We start from the raw sequence: 23,397 nt of genomic DNA, 5'->3' as shown, positions 1-23,397 counted from the left end.
TGCTACTCCTCGACCACGTCGGCGATCACGACGGTGATGTTGTCCGGGCCGCCGGCCCGCAGCGCCAGGTCGATCAGCCGGGCCGCGCAGGCGTCGCGTTCCGGCTGCTCGCTGAGCACCTCGGTGAGCGTGTCCGCGCGGACCACGTTGGAGAGGCCGTCGCTGCACAGCAGCCAGCGGTCACCGGCCCGGGGCACCATCGTGGCGTACGACGGGGAGACCTCGTCGCCCTGCAACGCCTGGGTCACCACTGCCCGCCGGGGGTGGCTGCTGGCCTGCTCGGCGGTGATGACGCCCTGGTCGACGAGCATCTGCACGAACGTGTCGTCGCGGGTGACCTGCTTGAGCACGCCCTCGCGGTACAGGTAGGCCCGGGAGTCGCCGACGTGCGCCACCGCCAGGCAGCTGCCGGTGCGGGCGAACAGCAACGCGGTGAGCGTGGTGCCCATGCCCTGGCGTTCCGGATCCTCCTCGACGGCCTGGCGGATCCGCGCGGTGGCCACCTCGATCCCGCCCTGGAGCGCGGCGACGAGCGCGTCCTCCGGCGTCTCCACGTCCAGCGGGGCGATCGCGTCGATGGCGATGCGGCTGGCCAGGTCGCCCGCCGCCATGCCGCCCATGCCGTCGGCGACCGCCACCAGCCAGGCGCCGGCGTGCTGCGCGTCCTGGTTGCCGCTGCGGATCAGCCCACGGTCGCTCGCTCCGACGGAACGAAGCTTCAGGGTCATGGGTCGCAGCCTGCCAGGTCTAGGGCTCGGATGTCTCTAGGAGATCACTGACATCGTACGTGGCGCGCGGAATCCCGCCGCGCGCGGGCGCGCGGCAGCTCATCGGGCCGGATCGATTGACAGCGACGGAACGCGGTGGAAACATCGGGCTGATATTGGGAGCGCTCCCAGTTCCCGGTCTCCCCCACCACCCCCGAGCACGGAAGGAACCTCCGTGACCCGATCCCGTCGTCGGCTCGCCGCGATCGCGGCTACCACGCTGGCGCTCACCGGCCTCACCGCCGGCCCGGCGAGCGCCGAGGTGCCGCCGGACGCCCCCGAACAACTACGCAACGGCGACTTCAGCGCCGGTGTCTCACCCTGGTTCTCGTACGGCACCGGCGACCTCGCTGTCGTCGACGGCCGGCTCTGCACCTCAGTCGCCGCCGGCACCGCCAACCCGTGGGACGCCGGCATCGGCCAGGACGCGGTGCCGCTGACCCAGGGCGCCGAGTACGAACTCTCCTTCGACGTCTCCGCCACCCCGGGCGCGGCCGTCAAGGCGGTGCTCCAGCTCGGCAGCGCCCCCTACACCACGTACGCGAGCGTCGACGCGACCGCCACCGGCACCGCGAAGCACGTCACCACCACCTTCACCTCGCCGGCCGACAACCCCACCGCCCAGCTGATCTTCCAGGTCGGCGGCAGCGCCCAGGCGCAGACGTTCTGCCTGGACAACGTGTCGCTGCGCGGCGGGGAGCCGGCGCCGCCGTACGAGCCGGACACCGGTCCGCGGGTCCGGGTCAACCAGGTCGGCTACCTGCCCGGCGGCCCGAAGCACGCCACTGTGGTCACCGAGGCCACCGAGGCGCTGCCCTGGCAGCTCAAGTCGGCCGCCGGCTCGGTGGTCGCCAGCGGGCAGACCGCTCCGCGCGGCACCGACGCCGCCTCGGCGCAGAACGTGCAGACTGTCGACTTCTCCGCGTACCGCACGCCGGGCACCGGCTACACGCTCACAGTGGACGGCGAGACCAGCCACCCGTTCGACATCTCCGGCGCGCTCTACGACCGGCTGCGCGCCGACTCGCTGCAGTTCTTCTACGCCCAGCGCAGCGGCATCGAGATCGACGGCGACCTGATCGGCGAGGAGTACGCCCGCCCCGCCGGCCACCTGGACGTCGCGCCGAACCAGGGCGACACGAACGTGCCGTGCCAGGCCGGCGTCTGCGACTACTCGCTGGACGTGCGCGGCGGCTGGTACGACGCGGGTGACCACGGCAAGTACGTCGTCAACGGCGGCATCGCCGCCTACCAGCTGCTGAGCACCTTCGAGCGGACCAAGACCGCCGAGACCGCCGACGGCGGCGCCGCCCTGGGCGACGCCACGCTGCGGGTGCCCGAGCGCGGCAACGACGTGCCGGACGTGCTCGACGAGGCGCGCTGGGAGCTGGAGTTCCTGCTCCGCATGCAGGTCCCGACCGGCAAGCCACTGGCCGGGATGGTCCACCACAAGATCCACGACCGGAACTGGACCGGCCTGCCGCTGCAGCCCCAGGACGACCCGCAGCCGCGCGAGCTGCACGCGCCGTCCACCGCCGCCACGCTGAACCTCGCCGCCGTCGCGGCGCAGTGCCAGCGCCTGTACGCCCCGTACGACGCCACCTTCGCCGCGCGCTGCGGCACCGCTGCGAAGACCGCGTACGCGGCAGCCAAGGAGCACCCGGCGATCTACGCCTCGGCCACCGACGGCACCGGCGGCGGCGCGTACGACGACACGAACGTCAGCGACGAGTTCTACTGGGCCGCGGTCGAGCTGTGGCTGACCACCGGCGACAAGGCATACCTGGCCGACGTCACCGGCTCGCCGCTGCACACCGCCGACGTGTTCGCCGCGAACGGCGCGTTCGGCTGGCAGAGCGTCGCCGCGCTGGGCCGCCTGGACCTGGCCACCGTGCCGAACACGCTGCCCGCCGCCGAGAAGACCCGCATCCGCGAGTCCATCACCGCCGCCGCCGACAGCTACCTGGCCACCATCGCCGGCCAGGCGTACGGGCTGCCGTTCCCGGGCAGCGCCGACGCGTACGTCTGGGGCAGCAACAGCAACCTGGTGAACAACGCGATCGTGCTGGCCACCGCGTTCGACCTGAGCCGGGACGCGAAGTACCGCGACGGCGCGGTGCAGGCCGCCGACTACCTGTTCGGCCGCAACGCGCTGAACATGTCGTACGTGACCGGCTGGGGCGAGCAGCACGCCCGCAACCAGCACAGCCGCATCTTCGCCCACCAGTTGAACCCGGACCTGCCGCGCCCGCCGGCCGGTTCGCTCGCCGGTGGCCCGAACGCCGCGCTCCAGGACCCGTTCGCGGCGAACCTGCTCGCCGGATGCGCGCCGATGTTCTGCTACGTCGACGACATCAACTCGTACGCGACGAACGAGGTGGCGATCAACTGGAACTCGGCGCTGGCCTGGCTGGCGTCGTTCCTGGCCGACCAGGGTGACGCCGGCGCGGTGCCGGCGCCGTCCTGCGCGGTCACCTACACCACCCACGGGAGCTGGCCGTCCGGCTTCACCACCCAGGTGACGGTGCGCAACACCGGCACGAAGGCGGTGAACGGCTGGACCCTGCGCTGGGCCTTCCTCAGCGGCCAGAAGGTGAGCCAGTCGTGGTCGGCGCAGGTCGGCCAGAGCGGCGCCACCGTCACCGCGAAGAACCTGTCGTGGAACGCGAAACTGGCGCCCGGCGCCAGCACCACGTTCGGCTTCAACGGCGTCTCCTCCCCCGGCCCCAATCCCGACCCCGGGCTGGTCACGCTGAACGGAAAGGCCTGCACGGTCTCCTGACCGGGCGGATCGGGCGCCATCGCAGGACCGGGTACGGTCCTGCGATGGCGTACCTGTTCCTGCTCGGCGCGATCACCGCCGAGGTGATCGGCACCAGTCTGCTCAAGGCCACCGACGGCTTCACCCGCCTCTGGCCGACGCTCGGCCTCGCCGTGGCGTACCTGTCCGCGTTCGGGCTGCTCTCGCTGGCCGTGAAGGACATCCCGGTCGGCGTCGCGTACGCGGTCTGGTCCGGCCTCGGCACCGCCGCCATCATGGCGATCGGCGCGGCGTTCCTGGGTGAGCCGCTGAGCGTGGCGAAGGTGGTCGGGGCTGGGCTGGTCATCGCCGGGGTGGTGGTGCTCAACCTCGGCGGCGCGCACTGAGCACGGCCCGGCTCAGGCCGGCCGCCCCGCCGCCCGCAGCAGCCGGAGCTGCCCGATCTCGGCCACGTTCTTCATCAGCTCGGCGTTCACCCAGCCGGCGAGGTGCGCGACGGTGAGCCCCGCGTCGGCGGGCCAGGGGTACGCGGCCGGCCGATCCAGGTCGGCCGCGGTCAGCCCGTCCAGCACGTCCGTCCACTCCGCCCGCAGCTCCCGCAGCCAGGCGACCGTGTCGTCGCCCGGCCCGGGCCACCGGATGTCGTCGCGTTCCCGCGCCGGTCGCTGCCGCACGTGGTCGGCGGCGACCGACCACCACCAGCCGATGTGCCAGCTCAGCCACGCGATCGTGGGCACCGGGACCGGGTCCGGCTCGGTGTCGGCCCAGTCGGGACGCCACCCGCCGTCCGGGCCGGGACGCATGGTCCAGCAGAGTCCGCCCGGCTCCCAGAGGAAGTCCGCCGGCTCCAGCCGGTCGAGGTGGTACTCGGCGAGCGCCCAGGTCAGGTCGAACTGCCGGCGCAGCAGGGTGTTCACGGGGGCGGACACCGCGCGATCGTGGCACGGGACGCGGTCCCGGTCGACCGGTTGACCGCTCCCGGCCCCCGTGCGGGGGACGGGGCGGCGCATCGCGATCCGCTCGGCCGGGTCGAGGCCCAGTGCCGCCTCGGCGGCCAGCAGCTCGATCAGGCCCGCGGTCAGCTCCGTCCCGCGCAGCTCGCGGAATCCGCACCGCACGTAGTAGGGCCCGTTCCACGGCACCGAGCGGAACGTGGTCAGCGTCAACGCCGGCAACCCCTGCGACGACGCCCACCCCGCCACCCGGTCGAGCAGACGCCGCCCGATGCCACGCCGCGCGTACGCCGGGTCGACGCTGAGCTGCTGCACGTGCGCCGCGCCGTCGACCACGTCGGCCAGCACGAACGCGATCGGCCGGTCGGCCGGGTCGGTCGCCACCCACAGCCGGCCGGCGCGCTGCCCGGCGGCCAGCGCCTCCACCGGCAGCGGCGGCATGTCGGCCACCAGGGTCATGCCGATCTCCCGGAACGGGGCACCGGAGGCCACCTCGATCCGCTGCACCTCGGTCAACTCGTCGGCCCGGGCGATCCTGCTGCGCTCCACGGCGCCGACCCTGGCAGAGCGGGGACCGGCGGGCGAGCGGATTTCCCGTGTCGTGCTCCGGGTGTTCCGGCGGCGACCAGCGCCGGCGACGCCCCGCTGGGCTCGCGGTGTGACAGGCGTCGCCCCGAGCGGGGCTCCGGGCCGACCGGAACAGTCCTAGCGTCGACCCCATGGCCCTCGCCGGACCCCGCTGACGGGCGCGTCTCGCCGCTCCCGCCGCCCGGGCCGCTGCGCACGCACGCGTACGCCACGCTGGCCAACACCGTCGGCGCAGGGCTGTGGCTGGCGGGCGGGGCGCTCTACCTGACCCGGGACGTGGGGCTCTCCGCGACCTCGGTGGGTGCCGGGCTCACCCGTCGCCGGGCTGATCGGGCTGAGCGCGAGCGTGCCGCTGGGCGGGCTGGCCGACAGGTGGGATCGCCTACGACCTGGCCCCGCCCGGGGCGATCGGGGCGTACCAGGGCGCGGACGGCCTGGTCGCCGGGCTGGCCCAGGCGCTCGGCCGGGGCCTGCTCACGCTGCTGGTGCTCGGCGGCGGTCCGGTCGGCTGGCTGGTGCTCGGCGGGATCTTCGCCGCCGCCGGGCTGACCGCCCCGGCGCTGACCCGCCGCGCGGTGGCGAGCCGGGCCGCGCCCGCGAGGCGACCCGCCGGCGTGCCCGGCTGAGCGCGGTGTAGCAGCATGGCGGGATGACCGACCGGCAGAGCATCACGATCCGCCCGGGTGGACCCGGCGACGCCCCCACGCTGCTGCGGCTGCTCGACAGCGCCACCGCCTGGCTGACGGAACTCGGGCGTACCGACCAGTGGGGCAGCGAGCCGGCGTCGATCGACCCGCGTCGCATCGCCCAGGCCGACGCGTGGGCCGCCGGGGACGGGCTGTACCTCGCCGAGATCGACGCGACTGTGGTGGGCGCGCTCGTGGTGGGTGCGGCCACCGAGTATGTGCCGCCGGCCACCGGGCCTGAGCTGTACGTGAACCTGCTGGTCACCGACCGGGCGTACGCGGGGCGCGGGGTCGGGGCGCGGTTGCTGGAGTACGCGGCGGAGCTGGCCCGCGAGCGCGGTGTCGGCCTGCTGCGGGTGGACTGCTTCCGCAGCCCCGACCGGGCGCTCGTGCGGTTCTACGAGAGCTGCGGGTTCACCGCCACCGAACCGTTCACCGTGGAGCGGCCGGGCCGCCCGACGTGGACCGGGCAGGTGCTGGAGCGCCGGGTCGGCTGAGTCAGCCGATCTCCTCGTCCACGAAGCACCAACGCCACGACTCCCCTGGCTGGACCGACCGCATCACCGGGTGCCCGCTCGACTCGAAGTGCTTCGTGGCGTGCTGGTACGGCGACGAGTCGCAGCAGCCCACGTGCCCGCAGGTCAGGCAGGCGCGCAGGTGCACCCAGTCCGGGTTGCCGATCGCCACGCAGTCGGGGCACTCGGTGGTGGTGCCGGGTTCGGCCGTACCGGCCTCGGCCAGGTGCTCGCAACTCATTCAACGACCTCCTGTCGCAGCAGGGACTCCTCCAGATCCAGGTCACGATAGGCGCGGGTGAGCACCTCCTCCGGGATCCGGCCGGAGTCGCGGGCAGCCCGGAACACCTCCCGCTCGGCGTCGATCATCTCCTGCCGCAGGCGGGCGTACGCCTGGGACGGGGTCTCCCGTTCCGTGCCGCCGAGCCGTTCCCAGGCCAGGTTGGCGCGGGAGGTGGTCAGCCCGCGCAGGCGTTCCACCACCGCCTCCGGCGCGCCGGCGGCCAGCTCGTCGAGGCGTTCCCGGGCGGCCCGGCTGGCCCGTTGCTGCACCCCGGCGGCGGACAGCGCGTCCTGCACCGGGTCGTCCGGGGGCAGCCGCAGCCGCCGGGCCAGCCAGGGCAGCGTGGCGCCCTGGCCGACCAGCGTCGCGACGATCACCGCGAAGGCCAGCCAGATGAGCAGCGCACGCGGGTACGGCGTGTCGCCGGCGAGGGTGAGCGGCAGGCCCAGCGCGGCTGCCAGCGTCACCACGCCCCGCATGCCGGCCCAGCCGACGACGACGGGAAACTGCACCGGCGGCGCCGGGTCGCGCCGGCGGATCCGGGGCACGAGGCGGGCCAGGTAGGTGGCCGGGAACACCCAGGCGAACCGGGACAGGAAGACCGCGGCCAGCACCCCGGCGGTGATCGCGGCCAGCGAGCCGATCGGCTCGTCGAGGTCGCGTACCACCTCCGGCAGTTGCAGGCCGACCAGCAGGAACACCAGCCCTTCCAGCAGGAACCGGATGAGCCGCCAGAACGCGGTCACCTGGAGGCGGGAGGCGGCCGACAGCAGCGTGGGCAGCCGGTGCCCGATGCCGAGGCCGGTCACCACCACGGCGACCACACCGGAGGCGTGGATCTCCTCGGCGGCGAAGACCACGGCGAACGGCACGATCAGCGACAGCGCGTTGTCCAGAACCGGGTCGGTGATGCGCTTGTGCAGGTAGCCGAAGACCACCACGCCCAGCAGACCGACCAGGATGCCGCCACCGGCCGCGACGACCACCTCCCGGGCCACCGCGCCGACGCCGACGCCGCCGGTGGTGGCTGTCGCGGCGACGATCGCCACCCGCAGCAGCACCAGCGCGGTGGCGTCGTTCACCAGGCTCTCGCCCTCCAGGATGGTGACGACCCGGCGGGGCAGTCCGACCCGGCGGGCCACCGCGGTGGCGGCGACCGCGTCCGGCGGCGCCACCACCGCGCCGAGCGCCAGGCAGATCGCGTACGGCAGCTCGGGCAGGAACCAGTGCACGACGGTGCCCACCACGAACGCGGTGAAGACAACCAGCCCGACGGCGAGCAGCAGGATCGGCCGCAGGTTGAGCCGGAACGCCGGTACGGACGTCTCCAGCGCCGCCACGTAGAGCAGCGGCGGCAGGATGCCCACCAGCACCAGGTCCGGGTCCAGCCGCACGTGCGGGAAGAACGGCAGGAAGGACAAGGCGAGGCCGAGCACCACCAGCAGGATCGGTGCCAGCAGGCCGAGCCGGCGGGCCAGCGCCGCGCCGAAGGTCGCGATGGCCAGGAAGACCACGACCTCGAACAGTGCATCCACGACCGTCGAGCCTATGCGGCGGCGGGCCGTTGTGGGATCAGGCGGCGGAGCGCAGCTTCGGCAGCACCTCGGCGCCGAACGTGTCGATGAACGCGCGCTGCTCCTGCCCGACGTGGTGCAGGGCGATCTGGTCGAAGCCCAGCGCCACGTACTCCTCCAGCCAGCCGATGTGCCGGCCCAGGTCGGCGGAGACGTTCACGGTCTCGGCGACCTTGGACATCGGCACGTCGGCGCTCGCCACGTCGAAGTGCTCGGGGGTCTCCAGGTCCCAGCAGACCGGCGGGGCGAACACGTTGCTGCGCCACTGCTCGTACGCGATCGCCTCGGCCTCGGCCTGCTCGGGCGCCCAGCTCACGTGCACCTGGAGGTGCAGCGGGCCGCGCCCGCCCGCGTCCCGGTAGGCGTCGATCATCTGCCGCAGGTGCTCGACCGGCGCGTTGACGGTGATCAGCCCGTCCGCCCACTCGGCGCACCAGCGCGCGGTGGCGACGCTGACGGCGGCGCCGACGAGCGCGGGCGGCTCCTCCGGCCGGGTCCACAGCCTCGCCCGGTCCACTGTGACGAGCCCGTCGTGGCTGACCTCGTCGCCTGCGAGCAGCGCCCGGATCACGTCGACGCACTCACGCAGCCGTGCGGAGCGCACGTCCTTGCGCGGCCAGACCTCGCCGGTGATGTGCTCGTTCGCCGCCTCGCCGGTGCCCAGGGCGGCCCAGAACCGGCCCGGGTACATGGCGCCGAGCGTGCCGATGGCCTGCGCGATGATCGCCGGGTGGTAGCGCTGGCCGGGCGCGTTCACCACGCCGAAGGACAGGTTCGTGGCCTGGAGCGCGGACCCGAGCCACGACCAGGCGAACCCGGACTGCCCCTGCCGTTCGCTCCACGGCGAGAAGTGGTCGGAGCACATGGCCGCGTCGAAGCCGGCGCGCTCGGCGTGGATCACCGCCTCCAGCAGCCGGGCCGGATGGATCTGCTCGTGGGATGCGTGGAAGCCGAACGCCGTCATGGTCGCCACTCCTACCCACCCCGGTCCGGATGTAAGCAGGGGCCCCTTCTTAACGCCTCAGGTCGAGGAAGGGCCCCCGCTTAACACCTCACTCGGAGTGCGCGCCCGCGCCCGCTCCTGCCTCGCCCTCGCCGATCCAGACGGTCTTGGTGTTGCAGAACTCGCGCATGCCGGCGGCGGACAGCTCGCGGCCGTACCCGGAGTTCTTCACGCCGCCGAACGGCAGCTCCGGATAGGACGTGGTCATGCCGTTGATGAAAACGTTGCCGGCGTCCAGGTCGACGGCGAAGCGCTCCTGCTCGGCCGGGTCGCTGGTCCAGGCGTTGGAGCCGAGGCCGAAGCTGGTGCCGTTGGCGACCTCGATCGCCTCGTCGTACGAGCCGACCCGGTAGAGCCCGGCGACCGGCCCAAACACCTCCTCGCTCCACATGCGCATCTCCGGGCGCAGGTCGGTGACCACAGTCGGCGGGTAGTACCAGCCGTCCCCGGCCGGCTTCTCACCGCCGCAGAGCACCGTCGCGCCCTGGTCCACCGCGTCGGTGACCTGGGCGTGCACCTCGTCGCGACCGCGCTCACTGGCGAGCGGGCCGACGTCGGTGCCGTCGTCCATCGGGTCGCCGACGCGCAGCGCCGCCATCCGGGCGGCGAACTTCTCGGCGAACGCGTCGAACACGTCGGTGTGCACGATGAACCGCTTCGCGGCGATGCAGGACTGCCCGTTGTTCTGGCAGCGGGCGGTGGTGGCGACCTCGGCGGCGGTGTCCAGGTCAGCCGAGGGCATCACCACGAACGGGTCGCTGCCGCCCAGCTCCAGCACCGTCTTCTTGATCTCCCGGCCGGCGATCTGGGCGATGGACCGGCCGGCCGGTTCACTGCCGGTGAGCGTGGCGGCGCGGACGCGGGGGTCGCTGAGGATCCGGTCGACCGCGTCGGAGCCGACCAGCAGCGTGGTGAACGCGCCCTCGGGGAACCCGGCCCGGCGGAACAGGTCCTCCAGGTAGAGCGCGGTCTGCGGCACGTTCGAGGCGTGCTTGAGCAGGCCGGTGTTGCCCGCCATCAGGGCCGGGGCGGCGAACCGCATCACCTGCCACAGCGGGAAGTTCCACGGCATCACCGCCAGCACCGGGCCGATCGGCTGGTAGCGCACGTACGCCCGCTTCGCCTTGACCGCGGCGGCGTCGGCCGGCTCGTCGGCGAGCATCCGGGGTGCGTGCTCGGCGTAGAAGCGGCAGGCGGCGGCGCACTTGGTGACCTCGGCCTTCGCCGCCGCGTACGTCTTGCCCATCTCGGTGGTCATCAGGCGGGCCGTCTCGTCGCGCTCGGCGTCGAGCAGGTCGGCGGCGGCGAGGAGCCAGCGGGCCCGTTGCGCGATGGTGGTGTCCCGCAACTGCCGGAAGGCGAGGTCAGCCCGCTCGATCGCGGCGTCGATCTGCTCGTCCGACATCGCCTCGTACGTCTTGAGCACCTGTCCGGTGGCGGGATTGGTGGTGGCGATGGGCATCTCGTACTCCTGTCACTCGAACAGCGAGTGCCGCACGCCCGGCTCCTCCCGGCGGCGCGCGGCGCGGCGGCGCTGGATCACGACCAGGTCGACCACCGCCACCACGGCGAGCAGCGCGCAGACGACACCCAGCCAGGCGATGTCGGCGGCGAACGCGAGCACCGCGAAGACGGTCATCACGACCAGACCGAACGTGGCGAGCGCGAGCCGCAGGTTCAGGGCGCTGTTCGCGTGGCCGACCGTGCCACGGGCGCGACGGGGCTGTGATCGGGTCATTCCTGTCGCCTACCCCGGCTCGGGCGGGGATAACCGGCGGGCGGGGGAACGCCGGTGATCCGGGACACCCGGCGGGTGGCCGCCGGATGCGCCCGGTGGACGGGTGCGTTACATCGGTCTGCCGGTTCCGGCGGAGATCCCGCGGGCCGGTGGAGAGGATGGCATGACCACGACTCAGGCCGTACCCGTGACCGTCGCCGTGTCCCGGCGCGCTGACCCGGCGCGTACCCACGAGGTGGTGGCGTGGATGCGGGCCGGGACGGCGCTGGCGGAGGGCTTCCCGGGCTTCCTCGGCGCCGGTTTCGTCCGCAGCGCCCCCGGCTCGGGCGAGTGGCACGTGATGTACCGGTTCGCCGACGCGGACACGCTGCGCGACTGGGAGGAGTCGCCGCAGCGGCGCTGGTGGCTCAGCTCCGCGCAGGGCATCGTCGAGCACACGCGGGTGGAGCGGCGGACCGGCATCGAGGGGTGGTTCGAACCGCCGGTGGACCACGTGGTCGAGACGTTCGGCGAGCCGGAGCCGGCCGCGCCGCCGCGCTGGAAGCAGGCCGTCACGATCTGGCTGGCGTTCTTCCCGCTCAGCCTGGCCGCCACGCTGCTGACCACGAGGTTCCTGTCCGGCGTGCCGCTGGCCGGCCGGACGCTGCTCGTGACGCTCGTGCTCACGCCGCTGATGACCTACCTGGTGCTGCCCCGGATCACCCGGGCGTTGCACCGGTGGCTGCACGGCCGGCCAGCGCCGACACGGCAGATGTGAACGACGGTGGTCGATGCCCGATAGCCGACAGAACCGTCGCCGGGCCACCGCCGGGGCATAGGGTCGACGCGCCCGTTGCCGCCGCCGGACGGGGGACCGATGAGACGCTGGATCGCCGCGCTGGCCTGCCTGGCGGCGCTGGTCGCGCTCGCCTGTGACGGCGCCGGCGAGGCGTCTCCCCGGCCCTCCGGCACGCCCCGCCCCGGCGAGCCCCGGGTGCTGACCGCGCTCGGCGACTCGGTGACCACCGGCTACGGCTCCTGCCTGGTGCTGGTGAGCTGCGAACGCAACTCCTGGTCGACCGGGGACGGCCTGCGGGTGGAGAGCGTCTACCGGCGGCTGCGCGCCGACGTGCCGGGGCTGCGGGCGTACAACCGGGCGACGCCCGGGGCCCGCGCGACGGCGCTGAGCGGCCAGGCCCGGTCGGCGGTACGCGACAAGGCCGACCTGGTCACCGTGCTGATCGGGGCGAACGACGCCTGCCGGGGCGACGTCGACGACATGACTGCGGTGGCGACCTTCCGCGACCAGGTGGACGCGGCGCTGGCGGTGCTGCGCGAGGGCCGGCCGAAGGCCCGGGTGCTGGTGACGAGCATCCCGGACCTGTACCGGCTCTGGCAGATCGGGCACACCGAGCCCCGCGCGGTGCGGGCCTGGTCGCGGGGCGTCTGCCCGGCGCTGCTGGCCGACGCCACGTCGAGCGCGCCCGCCGCGGCGGCCCGCCGGGCCCGCGTCAGGGACCGGATCGAGGCGTACGACGGGCAACTCCGTGCCGCCTGCCGGGCGTACGGTTCGCGCTGCCGCTTCGACGGCGGCGCGATGCACCGCCACCGCTTCACGCTGGAGCAGGTGAACGCGCTGGACTGGTTCCACCCGAACGCGGCCGGGCAGGGCCGGCTGGCGGAGGTGGCCTGGAACGCCTCCGGCTGGGCGAGCTGACCGGCCGGCACCGGCCGCCCGGGGCGGGTCGGCCGGCGCGCGGCGGGTCAGGGCCGGCGCGGGCCGGGTAGCTGCTGGTGGCCGGCGGCGCGGTAGAGGGCGCGCGTGCGGTCGGCCAGCTCCTTCGTCGCCGACGAGTTGGCCCAGGTGCCGAGCACGATGGCGGCGCCGGGCACGATCTTGGCGAACATCCGCTTGGCGGCGCGTACCCCGGCCATCCGGGCCAGCCGGACGCCGAGCTGGAGCATCACCCGGCCCAGCGCCCGGTCACCGGCGGCGCCGAACAGCGCGCCGGCCCGTTCCCGGCCGGCGGCCACGCCGAGCGCCAGGCGGGCGGTCTGGGCGGCCTTGTGCACCCGCTGGAGCACCAGCAGGTCGGTGGCCCGCTCGGGGTCCGCCGGGTCGGCGCCGTAGGCGGCCGCGACGTGCAGCACCAGCCGGGCCTGGGTCCAGGCCAGCACGCCCACGTCGATCACCGCGCCGGGCAGCCCGGCCGCGCCGGACACCGCGCCGGAGAGCCGGGCGTGGTTGACGAACTTGCGTACCGCCTGGTCGGCGAGCTGCTCCGGTGGCGTGTCGGGCCGCAGCGCCCGCTCCCGGGCGGCCCACTGCGCGGCCTCCGGGCCGAGCCGGCGTACCGCTTCCAGGGCCAGGTGCTCCGGCGCGTACTGCGGGTCCGCCCGCATCCGGTCCCACAGCTTGGCCGGTGGCGCCTCGGGCGCCTCCACCGGCGGGACGGGGGCGGTGGGGACGGCGTTGGGCTCCCCGTCGACGGGGGCGGGGTCGGTCACGAAGGGCTCCGGAGGGCTCGTGCGGCGGGGGCGACGCGGGTCAGCGCCGGCGCGACTGGAGCCGGGTCGCGATCTGCCGCAGCCGGGCCTGGTTCTCCGGCTTGGACATCTCACGCCGGCCGCGCTCGACCAGCTGCTGGCCCCGCGGCGACCGCAGGAAGGCGGTGATCCGTTGCATCAGTGACATGAGGGTCCTCCCGTCCCGCGGTCCCCTTCATGTGTACCTGGGACCGGCAAGCCCCGTGATACCCGAATCGCCCCTTCGGCAACCCCCGTCCGGGTCAGCCCAGGATCTCGGCCACCACCTCGCCGGCCCGCCACTCGTGCTGGGCGTACGCGTCCGGGAACGCCGAGATCTGCACCGCCTGCGCGGCCACCGAGAGCGGCAGGTTCTGCCAGCCGGGGATCTCCGCCAGCGCGGACAGGAACGCCTTCGTCGCGTACTCGGGGTCCATCAGCTGCTCGACGGTGCCCCAGCCGCTGCTCGGGCGCTGCTGGAACAGCCCGACCGAGTCGTGGTCCCAGCCGATCGCCTGGTGCGGGTAGCTCTGCGACTCGGGCAGGACGCCGCTGGCGTAGTTGAGCAGGGTGCTCTCCTGCATGGCGGTCGCCACCGCGATGACCAGGGCCCGGCGCGGCATGCCCATCTTCTGGCCGGCCTGCACGATCTTCTTGGCGTTGTTCATCTGGGTGCGGTCGAGGCCGGCGACCGGGACGATCTGCCGGACCGTCTTCTTCGGCTTGGGCTTGGCGGTCGCCTTCGGGCTCGCCGTGGCGGACGGGGAGGCGCTGGGGGTGGCCGGGGCGGTGCTCGGGCGGGCCATGGCCCGGGAGGCCGGGTCGACCGCCGCGCGCTCGGCGACCTCCGCCGAGGGCGCCGGGCTCGCGGCGCGCTCCGGGGCGCCGAAGCCGGCCTGGCTGACGCCGACCAGGCCGAGGCAGCAGGCCGCGCCGGTGGCGACCGCGAGCTTCGTCCGGCCGGGCCGGGGGTTCGTCGGTGCCCAGAAGCGGGTACGTGGGAAGAGCCGCCGGAGCGTCGCCGACCGGTTGGTGGAGGAGATATCGTCCGAACGGTCAGCCGGGCGGCCGGAGCCGAACGGGTCGTCGAGGTTGCCGTCGTTACGCATCCGACGAGGCTAGGCAGGGCAAACCGGGATCACCCAGGCCGATTGAGTGGCCCTCGCCACACTTTGGCCAGCATAAAACGGACATGTCGCCCCGGCGCCGGTCGGCCGGTGACGGACCTCGGCAACCGGGCCAATCACCCGGGCGACAGTGGGCATACCGGGCCGGGCACTAACGTCGCAGACCTCCCGGTCCCGGCCGATGATCGACTAACTCGTCCGTTCGGACGATCCGGATATCGGTCGCCGGACCGGGGCGTAGCCGAATCGTGATCATCATCCGGGCATCGGACGTGGCCGTAACGGAATGGACCACGCACCCCGGTACGTTGGCCGAACCGGGGAGGCCGCACGGTCGGCACTCCCCCGTACGCGTCGACAGGGAGGACCCACCGGTGCTCGATCCACACGAGCTCTACGAACTCACCGACGAGCTGCCCGAGCTCGGCCAGCCGGTGCTGATCCAGGCGCTCACCGGCTTCGTCGACGCCGGCAACGCCACCCGGCTCGCCCGGGAACAGCTACTCACCTCGCTCGACGCCCGGGTGATCGCCCGTTTCGACGTCGACCAGGTCTTCGACTACCGCTCCCGCCGCCCGGTGATGACGTTCGTCGAGGACCACTGGGAGTCCTACGACGCCCCGGCGCTGGAGCTGCACCTGCTGCACGACGACGACGAGACCCCGTTCCTGCTGCTCACCGGCCCCGAGCCGGATCTGCAGTGGGAGCGTTTCGTCGCCTCCGTCGCCGGGCTCAGCGCCCGCCTCGACGTCCGGCTCACCGTCGGGCTCAACTCGATCCCGATGGCGGTGCCGCACACCCGGCCCAGCGGCGTCACCGCGCACGCCACCCGCAAGGAGCTGATCGCCGGGCACGAGCCGTGGCTGCAGAAGGTGCAGGTACCGGCCAGCGTCGGTCACCTGCTGGAGTACCGCCTCGGCGAGCGGGGTCGCGACGCCCTCGGCTTCGCCGCCCACGTGCCGCACTACGTGGCCCAGGCCGAGTATCCGGCCGCCGCCGAGGCGCTGCTGTCCGCCGTGTCCCGCAGCACCGGACTGCTCCTGCCCGTCGAGGATCTGCGGACCGCCGCCGAGGCGGTCCGGGTCGAGATCGACCGTCAGGTCACCCAGACCGAGGAGGCGGCGACGCTGGTCCAGGCGTTGGAGGAGCAGTACGACGCGTTCGCGCGCGGCCGGGGCGAGAAGAACCTGCTGGCCGGCGAGACCGGGCCGCTGCCCACCGCCGACGAGCTCGGCGCCGAGCTGGAACGGTTCCTGGCCGAGCAGACCCGCCCGGGCGACACCCCGGAGCGCTAGCGGACCGCCGCCCGTCCCGGGGCGGGCCGCTCGGCGGGCCGGGCGGCGGCGTCCCCGGGGATGCGGCAGGGTGGAGACATGCGCCTGGCGACCTGGAACGTCAACTCGGTGAAGGCCCGCCTGCCCCGGCTGCTCGACTGGCTGGCCACCACGAAACCCGACGTCGTGTGCCTGCAGGAGACCAAGTGCCCCGACGGGGCGTTCCCGGTCGCCGAGGTGGGCGAGCTGGGCTACGAGGTGGCCAGCCACAGCGACGGGCGGTGGAACGGCGTCGCCGTGCTGTCCCGGGTCGGGCTGGCCGACGTGACAGTCGGCTTCCCGGGCGAACCCGGGTTCCCCGAGCCCGAGGCCCGCGCCATCTCGGCCACCTGCGACGGGCTGCGGGTCTGGTCGGTGTACGTGCCGAACGGCCGCGCGCCGGACGACCCGCACTACGCGTACAAGCTGGCCTGGTTCGCGGCGCTGCGCGACGCGCTCGAACCGGAGGTGGCCGGACCACTGCCGGTGGCCGTCTGCGGTGACTTCAACGTCGCGCCCACCGACGCCGACGTCTGGGACCCGGCGCTGTTCGTCACCTCCACCCACGTCACCCCGGCCGAGCGGGCCGCCCTGGCCGCGCTGCGCGACCTGGGGCTTCAGGACGTGGTGCCGACACCGATGAAGGGGCCGCACCCGTTCACCTACTGGGACTACCGGGCCGGGATGTTCCACCAGAACAAGGGCATGCGGATCGACCTGGTGTACGCCAGCGCGCCGTTCGCCCGCGCGGTCCGCTCCGCGTACGTGGACCGGGAGGCCCGCAAGGGCAAGGGCCCCTCCGACCACGCCCCGATCGTGGTCGACGCCGACCTGGCACCGGCCGTCGAGACGTTCTGAGCCCGACGCTGGTTAGGGTGGACACATGGCTGTCGTGAAGATCAACGCGATCGACGTCCCGCCCGGTGCCGGCGAGGAGCTGGAGAAGCGGTTCGCGGCCCGGGCCGGCGCGGTGGAGAACTCCCCCGGCTTCCTCGGCTTCGAGCTGCTGCGCCCGGTCGCCGGTGACACCCGCTACTTCGTCTACACCCGCTGGGAGAGCGAGGAGGCGTACCAGGCGTGGGCGCAGGGCCCGTCCCGGGCCGCGCACGCCGAGGGCGGCGAACCCCGCAAGCCCGTCGCCACCGGCGCCACCCTGCTGGAGTTCGAGGTGGTCCAGCAGGTCCCCGCCAAACCCTGACCCACCCCCTCCCACCTTCCCCGCCCCGTTGGAGATCTTGGAAGATTTGGGCCCCCACAGGGGCCGTTTCCTTCCAAGATCTCCCACGTTCCTGGCGCTCCGGGTCTCCGCTCGGCGATCATGAGGTTGGCGGTGACGAAACGGGCAACCTGCGCCGCCAACCTCATGATCGACACGGCCGGGACGTGCCGGGCGGGAGCGGTCAGCGGGTGAGGGACGCGAAGACGATAACGTTGTCCTGGTAGCCGGTCCGGCCGCCGACCCACTCGCCGCCGCACGTGATCAGGCGCAGCTCGGCCGGGCCCGAGTCGCCGTAGACCCGGGCGGCGGGCAGGTTGGCCTTGTCGAAGTACTCGACGCTGTCCACCGTGAAGGTCACCACGCTGCGGTCCGCGCGGGTCACCTGGATCCGGGCGCCCGGCTTGAGCGAGCGCAGCCGGTAGAAGACGGCCGGGCCGCTCTTGGTGTCGACGTGGCCCACGATGATCGCCCGGCCCGGGTCGCCGGGCACCGCTCCCCTGTCGTACCAGCCGGTCTGGTCGTGCTCGGTCAGCGGCGGCACCGCCACCGAGCCGTCCTTCGCCTGCCCGACCGGGGTGACCGGCGCGTTGACCTTGATGGCCGGCACCGCCAGGCGTACCGGCCGGCTCGCCGGCTTGCGGACCGGGGCGGCGGCACTCACCGCGGGCGCGGCGACGCTCGATTCTCCTGACTCGGTGGACGCGTCGGCGAAGTCGAACGGCCCGGCCGTGCGGCCCAGGCCGGCCCCGGTGGCGAACACGCCGACCAGCACCAGCACCACCGCGAGGGGCTTCGACCAGGAGCCCCGGCCTCGGTCCCGTCCGCCTGGCGACGCCGGTGGCGGTTCGACAGGCGGCGGCCCGGCGGGGCGTGGGCGCAGGGCCGGCGGCCCAGCCGGTGGCGGGCTCCACGGTCGCGACGCGGCGGGCGGCGGCATCCACGCCCGCGCCCCGGAGACCGGCACGGCCGGCGATCCGGTGCCGGCGGTCGGTCCGCTCCGGCCGGCCGGGCGAGACGAGCCCGTGAAGGTGTCCGCTCCGTCTTGGTGCGGCGAGCCGGCCCGGCGCGCGGCAGCCGAGGGCGCGGCGGCCGAAGGCGCGACGGCCGAGGGCGCGGCGGCCGGGTCGGCCCTGGAGAACCGGGCCGCCTCGGTGGGCGGTGCGGCGGGCGGGCCATTCCGGGACGGGCGGGCCGCGTCCGTGGGTGGCGCGGCGGGCGGGGGCAGGGCGAGGAACGGCCAGCCGGAGCGCCGGGATCCGGCGGGCGGCGGCGGGACGAAGTGCTCGGCCATGACCGGCCTCAGCGTCCGGCGGCGCCGCGGGCCTGCCGGCGGGACGCGGCCACGCCGAGCCCGGCGCCGACCACAGTCACCGCCAGCCCGACGGGCACCAGCAGGCCGCCGAGTCCGGGGCCGGCGGTGCCGCCGAAACCGGTCGCCGGACCACGGCTGGGCAGGTGACTCGGCTGGGGCGGCTGCCGGGTGGGCTGCCCCTGCTTCACCACCTGGAGCATGGTGGAGGCGGTCTCCCCGCCCGGGCATTCCAGCTTGACCCGGTAGTTGCCGGGCCGGGTGCGCTCGTGCACCATCGGCGTGGCGGTGAGCAGGCCGCGCTGCGGCTGCACCTGGATCTTGCCGAACGCGTCCGAGGTGACGATCGCCGGTACGGAGTTGTCCCGGCAGCTCGCCCGGATGCCGACCAGGTAGCCGGGCGAGACGGTGCCCGGGGTGACCTCCACGAAGATCACATCGGCCGGGGGCTGTTCCGGCACCGGCTCGGCGGCGCGCGGCGCGGCCTGGGCGGGCCCGGCGCCGGCCAGCGGGGCGGCGCACGCGGCGAGGGCGACAAGCAGCGCCTCACGTACCCTGAACGACCCCATGACCCCTCCCGGCGTACGGGATGAATCCTCTCACCCCCGGCCGCACATCACATCCGATCCGGGTCGCGTAGGCTCGGATCGCTGTGACCCTCACCGACATCGCCGCCGGCCGCATCCGTACCTTCCATCCGCGTCGCGGACGGATGAGCGAGCGGCAGCGCGACGCGCTCACCCGGCTCTGGCCCGCGTACGGCCTGGAGATCGCCGCCCTCGACGGGCCGTGCGATCCGACGGCGCTGTTCGGACGACGGGCGCCGCTGGTGCTGGAGATCGGCTCCGGCATGGGCGACGCCACCGCCGCCATGGCGGCGGCCGACCGGGACCGACACTATCTGGCGGTCGAGGTCCACACGCCGGGAATCGCCAACCTGCTCGACCTGGTCGAACGCCACGGTCTGGACAACGTGCGGGTGGCCGAGGGGGACGCGCTGGACCTGGTCCGGGCCATGCCGGAGGGCTGCCTGGACGCGGTGCACGTCTTCTTCCCCGACCCGTGGCCGAAGACCCGCCACCACAAGCGGCGGATCATCGCGCCCGCGCACGTGGCGCTGCTGCGGTCCCGGCTGGCGCCGGGCGGCACGCTGCACTGCGCGACGGACTGGGCCGAGTACGCCGAGTCGATGCGCGAGACGCTCACCGCCGACCCGGAGCTGGTCGACGTGTACGGCGGCTACGCGCCGCGCCCGGCGCACCGGCCGGTGACGAAGTTCGAACGGCGCGCGCTGACCGCCGGCCGGGAGGTCTTCGACCTGATCCACCGGCGGCGCTGAACCCGGTTGGCGCGGCGGGGCGGGATCCAGGCACGATGGGAGCCGCCATGACTCTCACCGCCGCGCTGCCGAAGACCGCCGACCCCGACACCCTCTACGACGCGTTCGCCTCCTGGGCGTCCGAGCGCGGCCTGGACCTCTATCCCCATCAGGAGGAGGCGGTCATCGAGATCGTCTCCGGCGCGAACGTGATCATGAATACGCCGACCGGATCGGGCAAGAGCCTGGTGGCGATCGCGGCGCACTTCGCGGCGCTGGCCGACGACCGGACGACCTTCTACACCGCGCCGATCAAGGCGCTGGTCTCGGAGAAGTTCTTCGCGCTCTGCGAGGTCTTCGGCGCGGAGAACGTCGGCATGCTCACCGGCGACGCCAGCGTCAACGCGGACGCGCCGATCATCTGCTGCACCGCGGAGATCCTGGCCAACCTGGCGCTGCGCGAGGGCCGCCGCGCCGACGTCGGCCAGGTGATCATGGACGAGTTCCACTTCTACGCCGAACCGGACCGGGGCTGGGCCTGGCAGGTGCCGCTGATCGAGCTGCCGCAGGCCCAGTTCGTGCTGATGTCGGCCACGCTCGGCGACACCACCCGCTTCGTCGACGACCTGACCCGGCGCACCGGGCGGCCGACCGCCGTCGTCCGCTCGGCCGAGCGGCCGGTCCCGCTCCTCTTCTCGTACGCGACCACGCCGCTGCACGAGACGCTGGAGGAGCTGCTGGAGACCAGACAGGCCCCGGTGTACGTCGTGCACTTCACCCAGGCCGCCGCGCTGGAACGCGCCCAGGCGCTGATGAGCGTGAACGTCTGCACCCGCGCCGAGAAGGACATGATCGCCCAGGCGATCGGCAACTTCCGGTTCACCTCCGGCTTCGGCAAGACGCTGTCCCGGCTGGTCCGGCACGGCATCGGCGTGCACCACGCCGGCATGCTCCCGAAGTACCGCCGCCTGGTGGAGACGCTCGCCCAGGCCGGCCTGCTCAAGGTCATCTGCGGTACCGACACGCTCGGCGTCGGCATCAACGTGCCGATCCGTACCGTGCTGTTCACCGGCCTCTCGAAGTACGACGGGGTGCGCACCCGGCTGCTCAAGGCGCGCGAGTTCCACCAGATCGCCGGCCGGGCCGGTCGGGCCGGATTCGACACGCTGGGCCGGGTCGTGGTGCAGGCCCCCGAGCACGTGATCGAGAACGAGAAGGCCCTCGCGAAGGCCGGCGACGACCCGAAGAAGCGCCGCAAGGTGGTGAAGAAGAAGCCGCCGGAGGGTTCGATCGGCTGGGGCGAGCCGACGTTCCAGCGCCTCGTCGAGGCCGAGCCGGAACCGCTCACCTCCAGCTTCCAGGTCAGCCACTCGATGCTGCTGAACGTGATCGGCCGCCCCGGCGACGCGTTCGCCTCGATGCGGCACCTGCTCACCGACAACCACGAGGACCCGGCCGCCCAGCGCCGGCACATCCGCCGGGCCATCGCCATCTACCGGGCGCTGCGGGCCGGCGGCGTGGTCGAGGAGCTGCCCGAGCCGGACGAGACAGGCCGCCGGGTGCGGCTCACCGTCGACCTCCAGCTCGACTTCGCGCTCAACCAGCCGCTGTCACCGCTGGCGCTGGCCACCATCGAGCTGCTCGACCGCGAGTCCCCGTCGTACGCGCTCGACGTGCTCAGCGTGATCGAGTCGATCCTGGACAACCCCCGCCAGGTGCTCTCCGCGCAGCAGTTCAAGGCCCGCGGCGAGGCGGTCGCCGCGATGAAGGCAGAGGGCATCGAGTACGAGGCCCGCCTGGAACTGCTCGACGAGGTGACCTGGCCCAAGCCGCTCGCCGAGCTGCTGGAGTCCGCGTACGAGATGTACCGGCAGGGCCACCCGTGGGTCGCCGACCACCAGCTCTCCCCCAAGTCCGTGGTCCGGGACATGTACGAGCGGGCCATGACGTTCCCCGAGTACGTCCAGTTCTACGGGCTGTCCCGCTCCGAGGGGCTGGTGCTGCGCTACCTCGCCGACGCGTACAAGACGCTGCGCCAGACCGTCCCCGAGGACGCGAAGACCGAGGAGCTGGTCGACCTCATCGAGTGGCTGGGCGAGCTGGTCCGCCAGGTCGACTCCAGCCTGATCGACGAGTGGGAGCGGCTGCGCAACCCGTCGGACGTGGCCGAGGTGGCCGCCTCGCTGGACGACCGGCCGCCGGCGGTGACGCGCAACGCGCGGGCGTTCCGGGTGCTGGTGCGCAACGCGTTGTTCCGCCGCGTCGAGCTGGCCGCGCTGCGCCGCTGGGACCTGCTCGGCGAGCTGGACGCCGGGGACGGCTGGAACGCCGACGCCTGGGCCGACGCGCTGGAGCCGTACTTCGAGACGTACGACTCGATCGGGGTGGGGCCGGACGCGCGAGGGCCGGCGCTGCTGATGATCGAGCAGGGCCGCGAGAGGTGGACCGTACGGCAGATCCTGGACGACCCGGACGGCGACCACGACTGGGGCATCAGCGCCGAGATCGACCTCGCCGCCTCGGACGAGACCGGCGCGGCGGTGGTCCGGGTGACAGACGTCGGCCAGCTCTAGGACTACGCGAAAAAGGGCCGCCCGGGATGTCCGGGCGGCCCTTTTCGTTCCCTGGGCGATGTCAGACCCGTCGATTAGAATGTATGTACTAATCCAGTCGTTGACCTGGGAGGACGCCCGTGACCGCGCCCACCTCCGCCGCCCCTGTCACCCCCTATGCCACCCTCCTCGGCTTCACCCGGTACGTCGACCGCACCGGCCCCACGAAGGCCACCTTCGTCGGCGGGCTGCGCCGCCAGCGGGCCAGCCGGCACGGCTTCAACCCGCACGGCCAGTTCGTCAAGGCACTCAAGGCCGACGTCGCGTTCCACACCGGCGGCACGCATCTCGCGCAGGTCGCCGACCTGGTCAAGCCGCGCTGGCGCCCGCTCTACGAGGCGCTGGTGCCGGGCGCGACCCGCTGGTTGCACTCGCTCGGCGAGCCGGCCGGCGTCGACCTGGCGCAGACCCGTGACGCGCTGGCCATGCTGGGCGACCTGCCCGTGAAGATCAACCCGCAGTTCGGTGTGCGCTTCGCCGACGGCCGGGCCGAGGCGATCCGGCTGCACTTCGACGAGGCGCCGCCGAGCGAGGAGGCGACCCTGGCCACGCTGCACCTGATGGCCCGGCACATGGACGCGGTGCTGCCGCACGCCGAGCCGGTCCTCGTCGACGTGCGGCGCGGCGAGGCGCACCGGATGCCCGCCGACGTCAAGCCGGAGCCGATCGAGCAGTGGCTGGCCGGTGAGGCCGCCGCCTTCCGCGCCATCTGGTCCACCGCCGCCTGACCTGGCGCAGCGAACGGCCGCCCTCGCCCGAGGGCGGCCGTTCGTCGTGGCCGGAGTCCGGTGAGGACGCTTTTCCTCCACCTGGCCGGAACAGGTGGCATATGTGGGCAATCATTGGGAACAGCCCGGCATGGCTGTCGACTCCACGAACGTCCGTCGCCACCGCGACCGGACCGATCGGGGCGAACCCCTCTCACTCCGGGCGTCCTGCCACGAGCTGCGCGCGCCGATGCTGACGCTCGCCCCACCGCGTCGCCGCCGCCTGGCCGCGTCGGTCGGCGCGGCGCCGGCCGCCCCGCGTCCCTACGGCACCGACCCGGAAACGGCCGACAAGGCCGCCGACACGGTCCAGAGCAAGCTCGCCTGACCTCGCCGCGCCGCCCCGCGCGGCGGCCGCG

At 73.6% G+C, this 23,397-nt stretch carries 25 protein-coding genes; 13 read left to right on the top strand and 12 right to left on the bottom strand.

Features of this window, described 5'->3' with window-relative positions:
• Window positions 1-2 precede the first annotated feature (2 nt).
• Window positions 3-728: a protein phosphatase 2C domain-containing protein gene (locus tag AB0C17_RS08710; protein WP_357387007.1), complete on the bottom strand. Its 726-nt coding sequence runs from the start codon at window positions 726-728 to the stop codon at window positions 3-5.
• A 214-nt stretch (window positions 729-942) separates the two neighbouring features.
• On the opposite strand from AB0C17_RS08710, the gene AB0C17_RS08705 reads away from it, so the two are divergent.
• Window positions 943-3,549, top strand: coding sequence for a glycoside hydrolase family 9 protein (locus AB0C17_RS08705; protein WP_357477570.1), 2,607 nt, complete (start codon window positions 943-945; stop codon window positions 3,547-3,549).
• Window positions 3,550-3,593: 44 nt separating this feature from the next.
• Window positions 3,594-3,914, top strand: coding sequence for a multidrug efflux SMR transporter (locus AB0C17_RS08700; RefSeq protein WP_069089914.1), 321 nt, complete (start codon window positions 3,594-3,596; stop codon window positions 3,912-3,914).
• A 12-nt stretch (window positions 3,915-3,926) separates the two neighbouring features.
• On the opposite strand, the gene AB0C17_RS08695 is transcribed toward AB0C17_RS08700, so the two are convergent.
• Window positions 3,927-5,030, bottom strand: a complete 1,104-nt coding sequence (locus AB0C17_RS08695; protein ID WP_357477567.1) for a GNAT family N-acetyltransferase — start codon at window positions 5,028-5,030, stop codon at window positions 3,927-3,929.
• A gap of 524 nt (window positions 5,031-5,554) precedes the next feature.
• On the opposite strand from AB0C17_RS08695, the gene AB0C17_RS08690 reads away from it, so the two are divergent.
• Complete coding sequence (locus tag AB0C17_RS08690; protein WP_357477564.1) at window positions 5,555-5,695, top strand: hypothetical protein; 141 nt, start codon at window positions 5,555-5,557, stop codon at window positions 5,693-5,695.
• Window positions 5,696-5,718: 23 nt separating this feature from the next.
• A complete protein-coding gene (locus AB0C17_RS08685; RefSeq protein WP_357386999.1) occupies window positions 5,719-6,252 on the top strand; it encodes a GNAT family N-acetyltransferase in 534 nt (177 codons plus the stop codon).
• Between the two features lies 1 nt (window position 6,253).
• Here the strand turns inward: AB0C17_RS08685 and AB0C17_RS08680 are convergent, their stop codons facing one another.
• From AB0C17_RS08680 to AB0C17_RS08660, 5 genes are all read right to left on the bottom strand, one after another.
• On the bottom strand, window positions 6,254-6,511 hold the full coding sequence (locus tag AB0C17_RS08680; protein ID WP_357386997.1) for a UBP-type zinc finger domain-containing protein: 258 nt from the start codon (window positions 6,509-6,511) through the stop codon (window positions 6,254-6,256).
• Complete coding sequence (locus AB0C17_RS08675) at window positions 6,508-8,088, bottom strand: Na+/H+ antiporter (RefSeq protein ID WP_357477561.1); 1,581 nt, start codon at window positions 8,086-8,088, stop codon at window positions 6,508-6,510. Before AB0C17_RS08675 ends, AB0C17_RS08680 begins: the two co-directional genes overlap by 4 nt.
• Window positions 8,089-8,125: 37 nt before the next feature.
• Window positions 8,126-9,091 (bottom strand): TIGR03885 family FMN-dependent LLM class oxidoreductase, encoded by a 966-nt coding sequence (locus AB0C17_RS08670; protein ID WP_357477558.1) that lies wholly within the window; start codon window positions 9,089-9,091, stop codon window positions 8,126-8,128.
• An 88-nt stretch (window positions 9,092-9,179) separates the two neighbouring features.
• Window positions 9,180-10,592 (bottom strand): NADP-dependent succinic semialdehyde dehydrogenase, encoded by a 1,413-nt coding sequence (locus AB0C17_RS08665; RefSeq protein WP_357477555.1) that lies wholly within the window; start codon window positions 10,590-10,592, stop codon window positions 9,180-9,182.
• Between the two features lie 12 nt (window positions 10,593-10,604).
• Window positions 10,605-10,868: a DUF6343 family protein gene (locus AB0C17_RS08660; RefSeq protein WP_013285356.1), complete on the bottom strand. Its 264-nt coding sequence runs from the start codon at window positions 10,866-10,868 to the stop codon at window positions 10,605-10,607.
• A gap of 163 nt (window positions 10,869-11,031) precedes the next feature.
• Between AB0C17_RS08660 and AB0C17_RS08655 the strand changes: the two genes are divergently transcribed.
• Entirely contained in the window at window positions 11,032-11,625 is a 594-nt protein-coding gene (locus AB0C17_RS08655; RefSeq protein ID WP_357477552.1) for an antibiotic biosynthesis monooxygenase, read from the top strand.
• A 99-nt stretch (window positions 11,626-11,724) separates the two neighbouring features.
• On the top strand, window positions 11,725-12,564 hold the full coding sequence (locus AB0C17_RS08650) for a GDSL-type esterase/lipase family protein (protein WP_357477548.1): 840 nt from the start codon (window positions 11,725-11,727) through the stop codon (window positions 12,562-12,564).
• A 47-nt stretch (window positions 12,565-12,611) separates the two neighbouring features.
• Here the strand turns inward: AB0C17_RS08650 and AB0C17_RS08645 are convergent, their stop codons facing one another.
• The 3 genes from AB0C17_RS08645 to AB0C17_RS08635 all read right to left on the bottom strand — a co-directional run bounded on the left by AB0C17_RS08645 (window position 12,612) and on the right by AB0C17_RS08635 (window position 14,482).
• The gene (locus tag AB0C17_RS08645; protein WP_357477545.1) at window positions 12,612-13,355 is read right to left on the bottom strand and encodes an EcsC family protein; all 744 of its coding nucleotides are present in this window, start codon (window positions 13,353-13,355) and stop codon (window positions 12,612-12,614) included.
• A gap of 40 nt (window positions 13,356-13,395) precedes the next feature.
• Window positions 13,396-13,542, bottom strand: a complete 147-nt coding sequence (locus tag AB0C17_RS08640) for a hypothetical protein (RefSeq protein WP_357386985.1) — start codon at window positions 13,540-13,542, stop codon at window positions 13,396-13,398.
• 94 nt (window positions 13,543-13,636) lie between these two features.
• A complete protein-coding gene (locus AB0C17_RS08635) occupies window positions 13,637-14,482 on the bottom strand; it encodes a peptidase M23 (RefSeq protein ID WP_357477543.1) in 846 nt (281 codons plus the stop codon).
• Between the two features lie 392 nt (window positions 14,483-14,874).
• On the opposite strand from AB0C17_RS08635, the gene AB0C17_RS08630 reads away from it, so the two are divergent.
• The 3 genes from AB0C17_RS08630 (at window position 14,875) to AB0C17_RS08620 (ending at window position 17,011) form a co-directional block, all read left to right on the top strand.
• Window positions 14,875-15,795 carry a PAC2 family protein gene (locus tag AB0C17_RS08630; RefSeq protein ID WP_357386981.1) on the top strand — a complete coding sequence of 307 codons (921 nt, stop codon included), beginning with the start codon at window positions 14,875-14,877 and terminating at the stop codon, window positions 15,793-15,795.
• 78 nt (window positions 15,796-15,873) lie between these two features.
• Window positions 15,874-16,671, top strand: a complete 798-nt coding sequence (locus AB0C17_RS08625) for an exodeoxyribonuclease III (RefSeq protein ID WP_357477540.1) — start codon at window positions 15,874-15,876, stop codon at window positions 16,669-16,671.
• A gap of 25 nt (window positions 16,672-16,696) precedes the next feature.
• Complete coding sequence (locus tag AB0C17_RS08620) at window positions 16,697-17,011, top strand: antibiotic biosynthesis monooxygenase (RefSeq protein ID WP_302906002.1); 315 nt, start codon at window positions 16,697-16,699, stop codon at window positions 17,009-17,011.
• Window positions 17,012-17,213: 202 nt separating this feature from the next.
• On the opposite strand, the gene AB0C17_RS08615 is transcribed toward AB0C17_RS08620, so the two are convergent.
• Together AB0C17_RS08615 and AB0C17_RS08610 are read right to left on the bottom strand one after the other, a co-directional pair.
• Window positions 17,214-17,912, bottom strand: a complete 699-nt coding sequence (locus AB0C17_RS08615; RefSeq protein WP_357387138.1) for a class F sortase — start codon at window positions 17,910-17,912, stop codon at window positions 17,214-17,216.
• Window positions 17,913-18,331: 419 nt separating this feature from the next.
• Window positions 18,332-18,910, bottom strand: coding sequence for a hypothetical protein (locus AB0C17_RS08610; protein ID WP_357386977.1), 579 nt, complete (start codon window positions 18,908-18,910; stop codon window positions 18,332-18,334).
• Window positions 18,911-19,053: 143 nt separating this feature from the next.
• Between AB0C17_RS08610 and trmB the strand changes: the two genes are divergently transcribed.
• The 4 genes from trmB to AB0C17_RS08590 all read left to right on the top strand — a co-directional run bounded on the left by trmB (window position 19,054) and on the right by AB0C17_RS08590 (window position 23,366).
• On the top strand, window positions 19,054-19,680 hold the full coding sequence (trmB, locus tag AB0C17_RS08605; protein ID WP_221489093.1) for a tRNA (guanosine(46)-N7)-methyltransferase TrmB: 627 nt from the start codon (window positions 19,054-19,056) through the stop codon (window positions 19,678-19,680).
• A 47-nt stretch (window positions 19,681-19,727) separates the two neighbouring features.
• The gene (locus tag AB0C17_RS08600) at window positions 19,728-22,232 is read left to right on the top strand and encodes a DUF3516 domain-containing protein (protein WP_357477537.1); all 2,505 of its coding nucleotides are present in this window, start codon (window positions 19,728-19,730) and stop codon (window positions 22,230-22,232) included.
• A gap of 119 nt (window positions 22,233-22,351) precedes the next feature.
• On the top strand, window positions 22,352-22,999 hold the full coding sequence (locus tag AB0C17_RS08595) for a hypothetical protein (protein ID WP_357386973.1): 648 nt from the start codon (window positions 22,352-22,354) through the stop codon (window positions 22,997-22,999).
• Between the two features lie 130 nt (window positions 23,000-23,129).
• Window positions 23,130-23,366, top strand: a complete 237-nt coding sequence (locus tag AB0C17_RS08590; RefSeq protein ID WP_357386971.1) for a hypothetical protein — start codon at window positions 23,130-23,132, stop codon at window positions 23,364-23,366.
• Window positions 23,367-23,397: the final 31 nt, after the last annotated feature.

Source organism: Micromonospora sp. NPDC048887, from assembly GCF_040649715.1.
GTDB lineage: Bacteria > Actinomycetota > Actinomycetes > Mycobacteriales > Micromonosporaceae > Micromonospora.
This window is presented reverse-complemented; position numbering and strand designations above follow the sequence as displayed.